The organism is Tsukamurella spumae (assembly GCF_012396015.1).
GTDB classification, from domain to species: domain Bacteria; phylum Actinomycetota; class Actinomycetes; order Mycobacteriales; family Mycobacteriaceae; genus Tsukamurella; species Tsukamurella spumae.
On record NZ_JAAXOQ010000003.1, the window covers coordinates 26,581 to 41,124 of the forward strand.

The window sequence follows — 14,544 nt, forward strand, 5'->3', positions numbered from 1 at the left end:
GACGTGACCGGACTGCTCGCGGCTCTGCCGCTGATCCCTCTCGCCGGAGCGGTGGTACTCCTGCTCGGCGGCCGGCGCGCGAATGCGTGGGGGCACCTGTTCGGCACCGCGATCGCGGCCGCCTCCTTCGTGGTCGCGGTGGTCGCCTTCGCTCTGCTGCTCACCCGCGGGACCGCCGACCGGTCGGTGAGCACCGTTGTCTACCACTGGTTCTCCGGCGGCGACCTCTCGGTCGACCTGGCCCTGCGACTGGATCAACTGTCCGTCTGCTTCGCACTGCTGATCACGGGCGTGGGCACGCTGATCCACATCTACTCGATCGGCTACATGGCGCACGACCCCGGCCGGCGCCGGTTCTTCGGCTACCTCAACCTGTTCCTCGGCGCGATGCTGATCCTGGTCCTCGCGGACGGCCTGGTCGTGCTGTACCTCGGTTGGGAGGGCGTCGGCCTGGCCTCGTACCTGCTCATCGGGTTCTGGCAGCACAAGCCCGCGGCGGCGACCGCGGCTCGCAAGGCCTTCCTCGTCAACCGCGTCGGCGACATGGGGCTGGCGCTGGCGGTCGCCGTCACGCTCACGACCTTCGGCACCACCACCTTCGGCGAGTTCCTGCCCCGCGCGGCCGCGGCGGACGGAAGCACGATCACCTGGCTGGGACTGCTCCTGCTCCTCGCGGCGTGCGCGAAGTCGGCGCAGGTGCCGTTGCAGAGCTGGCTGGGCGACGCGATGGAGGGCCCCACCCCTGTGTCCGCCCTCATTCACGCGGCCACGATGGTCACCGCCGGCGTGTACCTCGTCGTGCGCTGCGGACCGGTCTTCGAGGCGGCTCCGGTGGCGCAGGGCTTCGTGCTCGCGGTCGGCGCGATCACGCTGCTCTTCGGCGCGATCATCGGCTGCGCGAAGGACGACATCAAGAAGGCCCTGGCCGCGTCCACGATGAGCCAGATCGGCTACATGGTGCTGGCCGCGGGACTCGGCCCCGCCGGATACGCCCTCGCCATCGCGCACCTGCTGGCGCACGGATGCTTCAAGGCGGGACTCTTCCTCGGCGCCGGGTCGGTCATGCACGGCATGAACGACGAGACCGACATGCGCCGGTACGGCGGCCTCGGCCGACTGATGCCGATCACCGCGGTCACCTTCGGCCTCGGCTACCTCGCGATCATCGGCGTACCGCCGCTGTCGGGTTTCTACACCAAGGACGGGATCATCGAGGCGGCGCTCGGCCGCGGCGGGTTCTGGGGAATCGTGCTGGGCGGCATCGCGATCCTCGGCGCGGGGATCACCGGCTTCTACATGACGAGGGTGATGGTGCTGACCTTCTTCGGAACGCCCCGCTGGCACGAGGGCACCCACCCGCACGAATCACCGGGCGTGATGACCGCGCCGATGGTCGTGCTGGCGATCGGGAGCATCGGCGCCGGCGCCTTCCTCGTGATCGGCAGCCGGATCACCGACTTCCTCGCCCCCGCGGTCGGTTCCGCACCCGAGGCGCACCACACGATCCCCGCCTGGGCGGTCACCGCGCTCGTCCTCGGCGCCGTGGCGATCGGCGTGGCCGTCGCGATCCGCGCGACGCGCACCGTTCCGGTTCACGCACCGTCGGACGTCGGCCCCGTGACGCGCGCCGCCCGACGCGACCTGTACGGCGACGCCGTCAACGAGGCCCTGTTCATGCGGCCCGGTCGGGCCGCGACGGCCGCACTGGTCACCGTGGAGCACAGGGGCATCGACGGCGCGGTGGACGCGATCCCCGCCGGCGTGCACCTCGGCTCGCTGCTGTTGCGCCGCTCGCAGACGGGGTTCGCCCGCAGCTACGCGCTGACCATGCTGGCCGGAACGGCGGTGCTCATCGGCGCCGCGGCGGTGTGGCTCTCATGAGCGCGCCGTGGCTCACGCTGCTGTGGGCGGTGCCTGCGGTGGGCGCGATCGCCGCCGCCGCGGTGCCGCGCGCCGCACGGTGGATCGGGCTCGCGGCGTCGCTCCTCGCACTGGCGATCGGGGTCGGACTGGCCTGCGCCTTCGATCCGGCCGGCGGCTTCCAGTTAGTCGAATCGCACTCCTGGATACCGTCCTTCGGCGCCGGCTACCGACTCGGGCTCGACGGCACCGGGCTCGTGCTCGTCCTGCTGACAGCGGCCCTGCTGCCCGTCCTGCTGCTCGCGGCCTGGCGCGAGAGCGCTCCGCAGAGCCGACGGGCCGGCACCTACGTCGCCCTCACACTCGCCGTCGAGGCGATGGTGCTGGTCAGCTTCGTCACCACCGACGTGCTGCTGTTCTACCTGCTCTTCGAGGCCATGCTGATCCCGCTGTACTTCCTGCTCGCCGGCTTCGGTGGCACGGACAGCGATTCGACGATCCGCGCGCATGCGGCGGTGAAATTCCTGCTGTACAACCTCGCCGGCGGGCTGATCATGCTGGCCGCCGTGGTCGGGCTGTACGCCGCGTCCGGCACCTTCGACCTGCGCTCGCTGCTCGACGGTGCGCGCCCCGGCCCCGGCATCGGCCAGGACCTGATGTTCCTGGGCTTCCTCTTCGCGTTCGCCGTGAAGGCTCCCCTGTGGCCGCTGCACACGTGGCTGCCCGGCGCTGCGGTGCAGACGAATCCGCCGACGGCCGTGCTGATGATGGCGATCGTCGACAAGGTGGGCACCTTCGCGATGCTGCGGTACTGCATCTCGCTGTTCCCCGACGCGGCCGCGCGATTCGCGCCGTGGGTGGCCGCGCTCGCGGTGGTCGGGATCGTCTACGGCGCGATCCTCGCGATCGGGCAGAGTGACGTGATGTCGCTCATCGCGTACACGTCGATCAGCCACTTCGGCTTCATCGTCCTGGGCGTCTTCGCGCGCACCGGCGACTCGCAGGCGGGCTCCGTGCTGTACATGGTCAACCACGGCGTCGCCACCGCCGCACTGTTCCTCACCGCCGGGATCCTCGTCGCGCGGCGCGGCAGCCGCCAGATCTCCGACTTCGGCGGCGTGTGGTCGCGAGCGCCGAAGCTGGGTGCGGTGTTCCTCATCGCCGGCCTGGCGACGCTCTCACTCCCCGGCCTCGGACCGTTCGTCTCCGAGTTGCTCGTGGTGGTCGGCACCTACCCGCGGTGGGCGATCGCCGCGATCGTGTCCGTGACCGCGCTCGTGCTGTCCGCGATGTACGTCCTGTGGACCTACCAGCGCATGTTCACGGGCCCGGCGCCCGAGGCCGTGACGCGGACCGTCGACGACGCGCGGCCGCGCGAGCTGCTCGTGCTGGTCCCGCTCGTGATCGCCCTGTTCGCCCTGGGCCTGTTCCCCGCCCCGGCGCTGGACGCGATCAACCCGTCCGTCTCGCCCACCGTCGCGGAGGTCGCGCGATGAACCCGTCCGTGGAGTACGCCGAGATCGCGCCCGCGCTGATCGTGTTCGGTGCGGCGATCCTCGGCGTGCTCGTGGAGGCCTTCGCCCCCGCCGGACTCCGCGTGAAGGTCCATGCGGTGCTCGGTGGTGGCGCGGTGCTCGCCGCCCTGGTCGCGGTCGCGCTGCTCGCCGACGCCGGAGCGCGCCCGCGGGCGATCCTCGCCGGCTCGGTCGCCGACGACGGGCTCTCCCTCGCCCTCCAGGGTCTCCTGTTGATCTCGACACTGCCCGCGCTCGCACTGATGATCGGCCGTTACGAGTCGCTGACGCACACCGAGGCGGTGCCGCTGACGCTGTTCGCGCTCGGCGGCATGCTGGCCTTCGTCTCCGCGCAGGACCTGCTCACGCTCTTCGTCGCGCTCGAGGTCCTCTCGTTGCCGTTGTATCTGCTGTGCGCGCTCGCCAAACGCCGCGGGCTGCTCCCGCTCGAAGCCGCGCTCAAGTACTTCCTGCTGGGTGCGTTCAGCTCGGCGATCCTGCTGTTCGGCGTCGCACTGCGGTTCGCGGCGACGGGGTCGACCTCGCTGACGGCCGTGCCACAGGACGCCGTGCTCGGCACCATCGGCGCAGCGCTGATCGGCGTGGGCCTGTTGTTCAAGGTGGGCGCGGTCCCGTTCCACTCCTGGGTGCCCGATGTCTACCAGGGCGCCCCCACACCGGTGACGGCGTTCATGGGAGCGGCGACCAAGATCGCCGGGTTCGGTGTGATCCTGCGGCTGACCCTGGTCGCCTTCCGGGACGTGCCCTGGCGTCCGGTGATCGCGGCGGTCGCGGTGGTCACCGTGATCGTGGGCTCGGTCATCGCCGTCACCCAGTCGGACGTCAAGCGCCTGCTCGCCTATTCGGCCGTCGCGCACACGGGCTTCCTGCTCATCGGCGTGTTCGCGGGGACCGTCCGTGGCACCGGGGCGGTGTGCTTCTACCTGGCCGTGTACGGCCTGAGCACCGTCGGCGCGTTCGCGGTGGCGGGCGCGGTCCGCGAGAGCAGGCCGGACGGCGGCACCGTCGAGGTGGGCGATCTGGACCGGTGGGCCGGGCTGGGGCGCACGCGCCCGTGGCTCGCGGGCGCGATGGCGCTGTTCCTGCTGTCCTTCGCGGGCATCCCGCTGACCGGCGGGTTCGCGGGCAAGTTCGCCGTGTTCACCGCCGCGGCGCAGCGCGGGGGCGGATGGCTCGTGGTGGTGGGCGTGCTCGCGAGCGCGCTGGCCGCCGTGTTCTACATCCGCGTGCTGATGACCATGTACTTCACGCCCCCGCACGAGATCGCGCCGGACGTGCCCCGCGTGGACCCGATGACCGGTTTCGCGATCGCGCTCGGCGCCGCGGCGGTGGTCGCGCTGGGCGTGTTCCCCCAGCCGCTGCTGGACCTGTTCGCGGACATCACGGTGTTCTCGGGACGGTAAGTAGAATCGTCAGTCATGAGTGACAAGCCGCTTCCATTCAGCAACGGACTCAACCTGAAGGCGATGGGTGCAGTCCTGCTGCTGGTGCTGGCGGTGCTGATCTGGCGCATGACCGACGCGCAGAACACGACCCAACGAGTGCTGTACGGGGTCGCAATCGTCTTCGAGCTGCTCTTCTTCGTGGGTCTGCTGTTCGCCAGCCGCTACATCAAGCGCCAGCACGACCGGGCGGAGGCGGCGTACCGGGCGCAGGTCGCGGCGCAGGCGGCGGGCTCGGAGTCCGACGGTGCGGCACCGTCGGCCCCGGAGGCGGGTGCCGGGGCGCCCGACGCGGACACGCCGTGACCTCGACCGCCAAGCCTCGCAAGCGAATGACCGCGGCCCAGCGCCGCAATCAGCTCGTCGACACCGCGCGTTCGGTGTTCGCCGACCGCGGATACGCGGCCGCGACGATCGAGGAGGTCGCGGCGAAGGCGGGGGTCTCGAAGCCGGTGGTCTACGAGCACTTCGGCGGCAAGGAGGGCCTCTACGCCGTGGTCGTGGACCGCGAGATGGAGATGGTGCTCGAGGTGTTCTCCCGTGCGCTGCTCGAGGACCGCTCCAAGACGCGGATCGAGCAGATCACCCTGGCGCTGCTCACCTATGTCGAGGAGCGCTCCGATGGATTCCGCATCCTCACCCGCAACAGTTCCGTGGAGGACACCGGCGGCTACTCGACGCTGCTCAACGACCTGGTCGGCCAGGTGGAGATCCACCTCGAGAGCGAGTTCGAGAGCAAGAACCTCGACCCCGAGCTCGCGCCGCTGTACGCGCAGGCGTTGGTCGGGATGGTCGCGATGACGGCCCAGTGGTGGCTGGAGGTGCGTAATCCGCCCAAGGAGGCGGTGGCGGCCCACATCGTGAACCTGTCCTGGTACGGGCTCATCGGCCTCAAGGAGAACCCCGTCGCCATCGAGCCCAGCCAGCGGGGCGAGGCCGACGAAACGGTCACGTAGTCTCCCTGTGGACATTCAGCATCGACGGGAGGCGACTCGTGAAAGACCTGACCGCAGGCGAATACCCGCTCCGGAAGATCTTCTCCAGCGACTACGAATTCACGATCCCTGACTATCAGCGGCCTTACGCGTGGGGGAAGGAACAGACCCTCCAGCTGTTGGACGACTTGGAGGGAGCCCTCGGTCGGGACACTGATGAGCCCTACTTCCTGGGCTCGATCGTCCTCGTCAAGACAGGGTCCGATTCGCGCGCGGAAGTGATTGACGGACAGCAGCGACTGACCACCGTCAGCATTCTGTTCGCCGTGCTCCGCGATCTGACTGCCAATCCACAGCTAGCGGGCGAGCTCGCTAAGGTTGTTGTCGAGCCGGGCGAGATTCTGGCTGGTACTGCGCCGAAGCCCCGACTGACCCTGAGGAGGCGGGACGCGAAGTTCTTCGCTACCCGCGTCCAGGCCGAGGGCTCAACCAAGGACCTCGTCGCGCTCGATACCGCTCACGTCGAGACGGATGCCCAGCGCGCGATCCGCGACAATACGGTCGCCCTGCGGGAGCGCTTACTGGACTGGTCCGAGGAGGACCGGCAGAAACTTGCGACGATGCTCGGATCCCGTACGTTCCTCGTCGTCGTCACTACCCCGGACCTCAACAGCGCCCACCGCATCTTCAGCGTGATGAATGCGCGAGGTCTCGACCTGACTCCCGCCGACATCTTCAAGTCCAAGGTGATCGGCGATGTCAATGACAGCGACGCTGCGGACTACGCCGATAAGTGGGAGCAAGAGGAGGTCGACCTCGGCCGAAGCGCGTTCGCTGACTTGTTCGGCCATATCCGCATGATCTTCATGAAGGAGCGGGCAAGCAAGGTACTACTCCAGGAGTTCGACGAAGAGGTACTCAGCAAGTACCTTCCTGGGCGAGGGCACAGTTTCGTCGACGACGTCCTCATCCCTTACTCCGACGCGTACGAGCACCTGCTCACTCAGAACTATCCTGATGATCCCGCGTGGGCATCGGTGAACAACTGGCTTCGACGGCTCATGCAGGTCGACAACGATAATTGGCAGGCCCCAGCGCTATGGGCATTGAAGGAACACCAGAACGATCCCGCCTTCCTCAGCGAGTTCTTGCGCAAACTCGAGCGACTCGCCGCCAGCATGCTCTTGCGTCGCATCTACACCACGCCGCGCGGCAATCGCTACGGCGATCTGCTCAAGCAACTCGAGCAAGGCGCTGGACTGAACGCGACGGCGTTCGACCTCTCCGCTCAGGAGATCTCGGATACCAGAGACCGTTTGGGCGGCCACATCTACCTCGTTGCGCCGGTCCGAAAGTACGTCCTTCTGCGTTTGGACGACCTGCTGGCCAACCAACCGGGAGTCACATACGAGCACAAGATGATCACTGTGGAGCATGTTCTGCCGCAGACACCGCGCAACGACAGCAAGTGGGTACGAGATTTCACCGATGCCGAACGTGAGCAGTGGACTCATCGGCTCGGCAACCTCGTCCTTCTCAATCGAGTCAAGAACAGTCAGGCCCAGAATTACGACTTCGAGAAGAAGAAGTCGAAGTACTTCACCGCGTCGACGGGGAGCGCCGTATTCGCCCTCACTACGCAGGTTCTGACTGCGAAGGAATGGACGCCGGAAGTGATCGCAACACGGCAGTCACAACTCATCGGAATCCTCGAATCGGAGTGGGGACTGCACTGACGAGGCACCTGAGGCGCCCTCCGCCCGACTGACCTACCGGGGTCCCGTCCCGATCGGCGCGCCGACCAGCGAGGCGAGGATCGTGCCGATCGCCTGCCCGAAGGTGCCGACCGCCGCGGGCTCGAGGCCGCTGCTGAAGACGGTGCGGACATCGCAGCCCGACGGTGCCGGCCCGGTCGAGTTCATCCGGTCCTTGAGCCAGGTGAAGGCGCCGCCCGCACCGGTCACCACGACGGTGCCGTGGGTGGTCATGAGCTGCTTGACCGGGTTCGGCGGGAACTCCTCGCGGCGGTAGGTCACCGACGCACCACCCTGGCAGTACGAATTCACCAGCTTGTCGGTGCCGGCGATCGGCGCGACCTCCTCGGTGACGCCGTTGTAGATGTAGGCCGGCACCGTCGGGATCCGACCGCTGACGCCGCGCTCGCGAATCGTCTTGGCGATCACCGGGATCCGAAGCACCTCATCCACCGGCTTGGTGAGCATCCGGTTGTAGTCGAACCACAGGTTCGCGACCACGTTCTGCGGCATGCAGTGGCTGCGGGTCGCGTTGACCCGCGCCCGCCCCTCCGGCGTGAGCACCTTGTCCAGCGCCGCCCGGAACTCCTCTGAGTCCTTACCGAGCGCGGAGAGGGCGAGCGGGATCAGGCCCGCGAGCAGCGAGGTGTTCACCGACCGCAGCGAGGCCTCGAGGTCGCGTTCCGGCGCTCCGAAGGCCGCCCCGCGGATGTTGAGCTCCGGCGCGTAGGTGGGCTGCTCCTCGATGGTCCAGCTGCTGGCGATCGCGCCGCCCGAGTAGCCCCACAGCGTGACGGGCGTCTTGGCGTTCAGGCCGAGGCGGGTGAAGTTCTCGACGGCGCGGATGCCGTCGAGGACCGCCCACCCGGGCTGGCGGGGCGTGAGGAACCGGTTGTCGCCGCCGCCGTGATCGGGCATCGACACCGCCCAGCCCTCCTGCAGGCCGAGAGTCGCGAACAGCAGCTCGGCGGCGGGCATGCCGAAGGTGAGCGGCCCCTCCTTCGCCGCGAGGTCCACCGGGCCGCCCTTGGTCGCGGCGTACGACGACTGGCAGATCCGCAGGGTCGAGTCGGCGGCCGCCTGGTAGGACAGCAGCTTGGTCGGCTTCTTCCCCCGCGGCACCATCACCGTGGTCACCGTCATGTCCGGCGCGCCGTCCATGCCCGTGGTCCGGTAGGCGAGCTGCCAGGCATCCACGTTGACCGGCATGACCTGCAGCGACCGGACCGAGGTGGTGCGGGTCCGCACGATCTCGCCCGGCTTCATCGACGCCAGATCGGCCGGCCGGTCGTAGAAGGAGTCCGCCGGCGGGGCGGGCTCGACGATGCCTGGGACCGCCTGGGCGGCGGGGCTCGCGACGAAGCCGGTCGCGACCACGACGATCGCGCTGATCAGCGCCGCGATACCGCGCCGAGCCATCCGGAACGCTGATGTTTCATTCTCCATGCTCAGGAAACCTAAAGGTGATCCACATCACCTGTCAAGGCCCGGATCGAGACGCCGGACCCCGCCCATAGACTGGTCGGGTGTCCAACGCCGCCCCCACGCACGTCCCAGCCCTCTCCGGACTGACCAGGGCGGTCGCCGCCGATCCCGACATCGCCGCCTTCGCCGCCGCCGCGGGCCGGCCGAACCTCACCGTCACCGCGGTCGACGGTGCGCGTCCCTTCCTCGTCTCCGCCCTCGCCGACCGCGCCCCCGTCCTGGTCGTGACCGCGACCGGGCGCGAGGCGGACGACCTGACCTCCGAGCTGCGGGAGATGCTGAGCGAGGGTGCCGTGGCCCAGTTCCCCAGCTGGGAGACGCTCCCGCACGAGCGGCTCTCCCCCGGCGCCGACACCGTCGGGAGGCGGCTGCAGGTGCTGCGCCGCCTGGCCCATCCCGACGACGCGCAGTACGGCGAACCGTTGCGCGCCGTCGTGGCGACCGTCCGCTCGCTGGTGCAGCCGATGGCACCGGGGCTCGGTGACGCACCGTCGATCACGTTGCGGGAGGGCGTCGAGCACGACTTCGACGACCTCATCGAGACACTTGTCGAGCTGGCGTACACGCGGGTCGACATGGTGGGCAAGCGCGGCGAGTTCGCCGTGCGCGGCGGCATCCTGGATGTCTTTCCCACCACCACCGATCTGCCCGTGCGCGTGGAGTTCTGGGGCGACGAGATCACCGACCTGCGCGCCTTCTCCGTGGCGGATCAGCGTTCGCAGCCCGAGGTCGAGATCGGCACCGTGCACGTCTACCCGTGCCGCGAGCTCCTGCTCACCGCGGAGGTCCGCGAGCGTGCCGCGGCGCTGAAGGCCGAGCACGAGTCGGACGCCGCCCTGGTGGAGATGTTGGAGAAGCTGTCCCAGGGCATCCCCGTCGAGGGCATGGAAGCACTGATCCCCGCGCTGATCCCGGGCGAGCTGCAGCTGCTCACCGACGTGCTGCCCGCGGACGCGCACGCGCTGCTGCTCGACCCGGAGAAGATCCGCACGCGCGCAGCGGATCTCGGCCGCACCGGGCAGGAGTTCCTGGAGGCCTCGTGGACCGCGGCCGCCCTCGGCTCGGCCGCGCCGCTGGACCCCAGCGGAATGAACCTGGGCGCCAGCGCCTATCGCGACCTCGACGAGGTGCGGGAGTCGGCCGCCGCACGCGGCGTGCCCTGGTGGACGGTCTCACCGCTGGCCGCCGGCCCCGAGGCCGACGACGACCACCTGATCGTGCGCGCCGAACACGCCCCCGCGCCACGGGGATCCGAGGCGGAGGCGGAGAAGCTGTTCGCGACGCTCCGCGCTCACGCGGCGTCCGGCGGCAGCGGCGTGATCGTGGTGGCGGGCCAGGGAACCCGCGCCCGCATCCTCGAGCGCCTGCGCGACGCGGAGGTGCCGGCCACCGAGCTCGACCCCGGCGCCGCGCCCAAGGCCGGCACCGTCGGCGTACTGCGCGGCAGCCTGCAGACTGGCCTGACCGTCCCGTCGGAGAAGCTCGTCCTGCTCGCCGAGCCCGACCTCACCGGCAACCGGGTGGCGGGCGTCGGCGACGGACGGCGACTGCCGGCCAAGCGCCGCAACCAGGTCGACCCGCTGGCCCTGACGGCGGGCGACCTCGTGGTGCACGACGAGCACGGCATCGGCAAGTTCGTCGAGATGATCGAGCGCACCGTCGCGGGCGCCCGGCGCGAGTACCTCGTCATCGAGTACGCGCCCGGCAAGCGCGGCCAGCCGGGCGACAAGCTCTTCGTGCCGATGGAGTCGCTCGACCAGCTCTCGCGGTACGTCGGCGGCGAGATGCCCGCCCTGTCGAAGATGGGCGGCAGCGACTGGCAGAACACCAAGCGCAAGGCGCGCAAGGCCGTCCGCGAGATCGCCGGCGAGCTGGTGCAGCTGTACGCCGCCCGCAACGCCGCGCCCGGCCATGCCTTCGCCCCGGACACCCCGTGGCAGCGCGAGATGGAGGACGCCTTCCCCTTCACCGAGACCGTCGACCAGATGACCGTGATCGGCGATGTCAAGGGCGATATGGAGAAGGCCGTGCCGATGGACCGCGTGGTCATCGGCGACGTCGGCTACGGCAAGACCGAGATCGCCGTCCGCGCCGCCTTCAAGGCCGTCCAGGACGGCAAGCAGGTCGCGGTGCTGGTGCCGACCACCCTGCTCGCGCAACAGCACCTGAAGACCTTCGAGGAGCGGATGCAGGGCTTCCCGGTCACCGTGAAGGGCCTGTCCCGGTTCACCGACAAGCTGGAGACGCGCGCGGTCCTCGAGGGCCTGGCCGACGGCAGCGTCGACGTGGTGGTCGGCACGCACCGGCTGCTGCAGACCGGCGTGCGGTGGAAGGACCTGGGGCTCGTGGTGGTCGACGAGGAGCAGCGCTTCGGCGTCGAGCACAAGGAGCACATCAAGGCGCTGCGCACCAACGTCGACGTGCTCACCATGAGCGCCACCCCGATCCCCCGCACGCTGGAGATGAGCATGGCCGGCATCCGCGAGATGTCGACGATCCTCACCCCGCCGGAGGAACGCCATCCGGTGCTGACCTACGTGGGCGCGTACGACGACAAGCAGGTGGCCGCGGCGATCCGGCGTGAGCTGCTGCGCGACGGCCAGGTGTTCTACGTGCACAACCGGGTCAGCTCGATCGACCGGGCCGCCAAGCACATCCGCGACATGGTCCCCGAGGCGCGCGTCGTGGTCGCGCACGGCCAGATGGGCGAGGAGGCCCTCGAGAGCACCGTGCAGGGCTTCTGGAACCGCGAGTTCGACGTGCTCGTGTGCACCACGATCGTCGAGACGGGCCTGGACATCTCGAACGCGAACACGCTCATCGTGGAGCGCGCCGAGAATCTCGGCCTCTCCCAGCTGCACCAGCTCCGCGGGCGCGTGGGCCGCTCGCGCGAGCGCGGCTACGCCTACTTCCTCTACCCCTCGGAGAAGCCGCTCACCGAGACCGCGTACGACCGCCTGGCGACCATCGCCCAGAACAACGATCTCGGCGCGGGCATGGCGGTGGCGATGAAGGATCTCGAGATCCGCGGCGCCGGAAACGTTCTGGGCGCGGAGCAGTCCGGCCACGTCGCCGGGGTCGGCTTCGACCTGTACGTGCGGCTCGTCGGCGAGGCGGTGGAGGCCTACCGCGCCGCCGCGGACGGCAAGCCCATCGTCATCGAGGAGGAGCAGAAGGAGGTGCGCATCGACCTGCCGGTGGACGCGCACATCCCGCCCGACTACGTCACCAGCGACCGGCTGCGGTTGGAGGCCTACCGCAAACTGGCTGCGGCGCACGACGATGCGGCCGTCGCCGAGGTTCTCACCGAGCTCACCGACCGCTACGGCCCGCCGCCCGTCGAGGTGGACCGGCTCGCCGCGATCGCCCGCCTGCGATCGCTGGCGCGCGCCGCCGGCGTCACCGAGATCATCGTGACCGGCACCAACCTGCGCGTCTCGCCGATGGAACTGCTCGACTCGCAGCAGATGCGGCTCAAGCGGCTCTACCCCGGCGGGACCTATCGCGCCGCGACGCGCACCGTCACCTTCCCGTTGCCGCGCGTCGGCGGCGGCGGAGTGGGCAGCGACCGGGTGCGCGACATCGAGGTCCTCCAGGCCGTCGCCGACTTCCTCGCCGCGATGGCGGGCAAGGGAGCCGGCTACTGGCGGCTCGACCAGCCGCCGCGTGTCGAGGCGACGTCCGGGGAACCGGCGTGACCGGCGGGCGCGGCACCGTCGTCCTGGTGAATCCGGCGCTGCCCACCCTGCTGCCCGCGGCGGCCCTGGGGCACCTCGCGGGGCCCGTGCACTACACGGAGGAACTGCCGGTGGGGCTGGTGTGGCACCTGCCCGCCGGGCACCCGGTGCTGGGCGCGGACGTGCCGGCGGGGGCGACGGTGCTCACCTCCGACGCCGCGCACCCCGCCGCGATCGCGCTCCGCGAGGCGGGTGCCGACGTGATCGCGGCGCCCTCGCCCGCGGGGCTCGCCGTCCTGGACACCGTCGAGCTGATCGACCGGCTGCGGCGCGAGGGGCCCTGGGAATCCGAGCAGACCCACGCCTCCCTGCTGCGCTACCTCGTGGAGGAGACCTACGAGGTCGCCGACGCCGTCGCCGCGCTCGACGATCCCGGGACCGGCGAGCGGGCCGGGGCGCGGGCGGCCGCGGAGCTCCGGAGCGAGCTCGGCGACCTGCTGTTGCAGGTCGTCTTCCACGCCCGGATCGCCGAGGAGGGTGCGCATCCCTTCGGCATCGACGACGTGGCCCGCACCCTGGCCGCCAAGGTGCGCAGGCGAACGCCGCACCTCGCCGACGGTATCGCCGTCGACGTCGCGACGCAGGCCGAGAACTGGGAGCGCCAGAAGCGGCTGGAGCGCGGCGAGCGCGCCTCCGTACTGGACTCGATCTCGCTGAGCCAGCCCGCGTTGGCGCTGGTCGCGAAGGTCTTCGAGCGGCTGCGCACCGTCGGCTTCCCCGCCGAGCTGGTCCCCGACGACGTGCGCACGGTCACCGTCGACCCCGAGCAGCCGGACGCCGCCTTCGAACTGGACTACCGTCGGCGCGTGCTCGCGTTCATGGACCGGGTGCGCGCAGCCGAGACGGCGATGGCCGCGGGCGAGGTAGAATCATGGGTCACCGCCTGGGACGACGATCACGTCGGGAACCCCGAGGCGCGAACCGGACGTTGACCTCTCGTCCGGTTTTCCCGCAGTCGAAGAGAGTTCACGGCCTTCCATGATCAGTTCCCGCCTGCGCGCCGCGCTCGTCGTCGGCGTCGCGTCGACGGTGCTCGCCGCCTGCGGCGTGATCTCGCCGCGCCCCGAGATCCCGCAGGGCATCCCGCCCGGGGCCGGCGCGCCGGTGCCGCTGATCAACGTGAACGGCCCCGGCCGCACGGCCGACCTGTTGCGCGACTGGGCCACCCCGATCAGCGTGGCCACCGGGATCCCCGTGATCTCCCTCGAGGCCTACGGCAACGCCGCCGAGGCGCTGCGGCAGCGGACGCCGGAATGCGGCATCACCTGGACCACGCTCGCGGGCATCGCGTTCATCGAGAGCAAGCACGGCACCTACCACGGCGCCACCGTCGCCCCGAACGGTCAGGTCTCCCCACCCATTCGCGGGGTGCCGCTCGACGGCACGAACGGCAACCAGGAGATCCTGGCCACCGGAACCGATCCGCACCGCCCGAACGCGAAGTACGACGCGGCGATGGGCCCCTTCCAGTTCATCCCCGAGACCTGGGCGCGCTTCGGCGTGGACGCGAACGGGGACGGCAGGGCCGACCCGGACAACATCGACGACGCCGCGATGACCGCCGCGCGGTACCTGTGCGTGTCCGGCAAGGACCTCACCACTGCGACGGGGTGGGAGAAGGCCGTCATGGTCTACAACCAGTCCCGCAAGTACGTGCTCGACGTCCGCGATGCCGCGGCGGCGTACTCGGTGAACGTCCAGCCCTGACCCCGGGGGCACCCGCGTACAGGAGACCTCCAGGTGACCGGCAGGTCCTCCCCACGCCGTTGGCATGGAAACCACAGGTCGGACCTGCA

The 14,544-nt window shown here is 70.0% G+C and carries 10 protein-coding genes; 9 read left to right on the forward strand and 1 reads right to left on the reverse strand.

Annotated features, from left to right (window positions below):
• Positions 1-3: 3 nt before the first annotated feature.
• The 6 genes from nuoL to HF999_RS03010 are packed head-to-tail and all read left to right on the forward strand — an operon-like array spanning position 4 to position 7,508.
• Positions 4-1,881, forward strand: coding sequence for an NADH-quinone oxidoreductase subunit L (nuoL, locus tag HF999_RS02985; RefSeq protein ID WP_168544460.1), 1,878 nt, complete (start codon positions 4-6; stop codon positions 1,879-1,881).
• Positions 1,878-3,356 carry an NADH-quinone oxidoreductase subunit M gene (locus tag HF999_RS02990; RefSeq protein WP_168544461.1) on the forward strand — a complete coding sequence of 493 codons (1,479 nt, stop codon included), beginning with the start codon at positions 1,878-1,880 and terminating at the stop codon, positions 3,354-3,356. The genes nuoL and HF999_RS02990 overlap by 4 nt, the downstream gene beginning before the upstream one ends.
• Positions 3,353-4,798, forward strand: a complete 1,446-nt coding sequence (gene nuoN / locus HF999_RS02995) for an NADH-quinone oxidoreductase subunit NuoN (RefSeq protein ID WP_168544462.1) — start codon at positions 3,353-3,355, stop codon at positions 4,796-4,798. The genes HF999_RS02990 and nuoN overlap by 4 nt, the downstream gene beginning before the upstream one ends.
• 15 nt (positions 4,799-4,813) lie before the next feature.
• Positions 4,814-5,143, forward strand: coding sequence for a hypothetical protein (locus HF999_RS03000; RefSeq protein WP_168544463.1), 330 nt, complete (start codon positions 4,814-4,816; stop codon positions 5,141-5,143).
• 26 nt (positions 5,144-5,169) lie between these two features.
• Positions 5,170-5,793, forward strand: a complete 624-nt coding sequence (locus HF999_RS03005) for a TetR/AcrR family transcriptional regulator (RefSeq protein WP_168544631.1) — start codon at positions 5,170-5,172, stop codon at positions 5,791-5,793.
• A gap of 38 nt (positions 5,794-5,831) precedes the next feature.
• Positions 5,832-7,508 (forward strand): DUF262 domain-containing protein, encoded by a 1,677-nt coding sequence (locus HF999_RS03010; RefSeq protein WP_168544464.1) that lies wholly within the window; start codon positions 5,832-5,834, stop codon positions 7,506-7,508.
• Between the two features lie 33 nt (positions 7,509-7,541).
• Here HF999_RS03010 and HF999_RS03015 read toward each other — a convergent pair whose 3' ends face one another.
• The gene (locus HF999_RS03015; RefSeq protein WP_246207146.1) at positions 7,542-8,972 is read right to left on the reverse strand and encodes a lipase family protein; all 1,431 of its coding nucleotides are present in this window, start codon (positions 8,970-8,972) and stop codon (positions 7,542-7,544) included.
• 80 nt (positions 8,973-9,052) lie between these two features.
• On the opposite strand from HF999_RS03015, the gene mfd reads away from it, so the two are divergent.
• Genes mfd through HF999_RS03030 form a run of 3 tightly spaced genes read left to right on the forward strand, consistent with a single transcriptional unit; the run spans position 9,053 to position 14,455 of the window.
• Complete coding sequence (gene mfd / locus HF999_RS03020; RefSeq protein WP_168544465.1) at positions 9,053-12,709, forward strand: transcription-repair coupling factor; 3,657 nt, start codon at positions 9,053-9,055, stop codon at positions 12,707-12,709.
• Positions 12,706-13,680, forward strand: a complete 975-nt coding sequence (locus HF999_RS03025) for a nucleoside triphosphate pyrophosphohydrolase (RefSeq protein WP_168544466.1) — start codon at positions 12,706-12,708, stop codon at positions 13,678-13,680. The genes mfd and HF999_RS03025 overlap by 4 nt, the downstream gene beginning before the upstream one ends.
• Positions 13,681-13,726: 46 nt before the next feature.
• On the forward strand, positions 13,727-14,455 hold the full coding sequence (locus HF999_RS03030) for a lytic transglycosylase domain-containing protein (protein ID WP_168544467.1): 729 nt from the start codon (positions 13,727-13,729) through the stop codon (positions 14,453-14,455).
• The last annotated feature ends 89 nt before the right edge of the window (positions 14,456-14,544 follow it).

What these genes read in the sequence shown, in the direction of transcription:
- HF999_RS02990 (WP_168544461.1), top strand. Translation starts at nt 1,878, where the DNA reads ATGAGCGCGCCGTGGCTCACGCTGCTGTGGGCGGTGCCTGCGGTGGGC.
- nuoN (WP_168544462.1), top strand. Translation starts at nt 3,353, where the DNA reads ATGAACCCGTCCGTGGAGTACGCCGAGATCGCGCCCGCGCTGATCGTG.
- HF999_RS03000 (WP_168544463.1), top strand. Translation starts at nt 4,814, where the DNA reads ATGAGTGACAAGCCGCTTCCATTCAGCAACGGACTCAACCTGAAGGCG.
- HF999_RS03005 (WP_168544631.1), top strand. Translation starts at nt 5,170, where the DNA reads ATGACCGCGGCCCAGCGCCGCAATCAGCTCGTCGACACCGCGCGTTCG.
- HF999_RS03015 (WP_246207146.1), bottom strand. Translation starts at nt 8,972, where the DNA reads ATGGAGAATGAAACATCAGCGTTCCGGATGGCTCGGCGCGGTATCGCG.
- HF999_RS03030 (WP_168544467.1), top strand. Translation starts at nt 13,727, where the DNA reads ATGATCAGTTCCCGCCTGCGCGCCGCGCTCGTCGTCGGCGTCGCGTCG.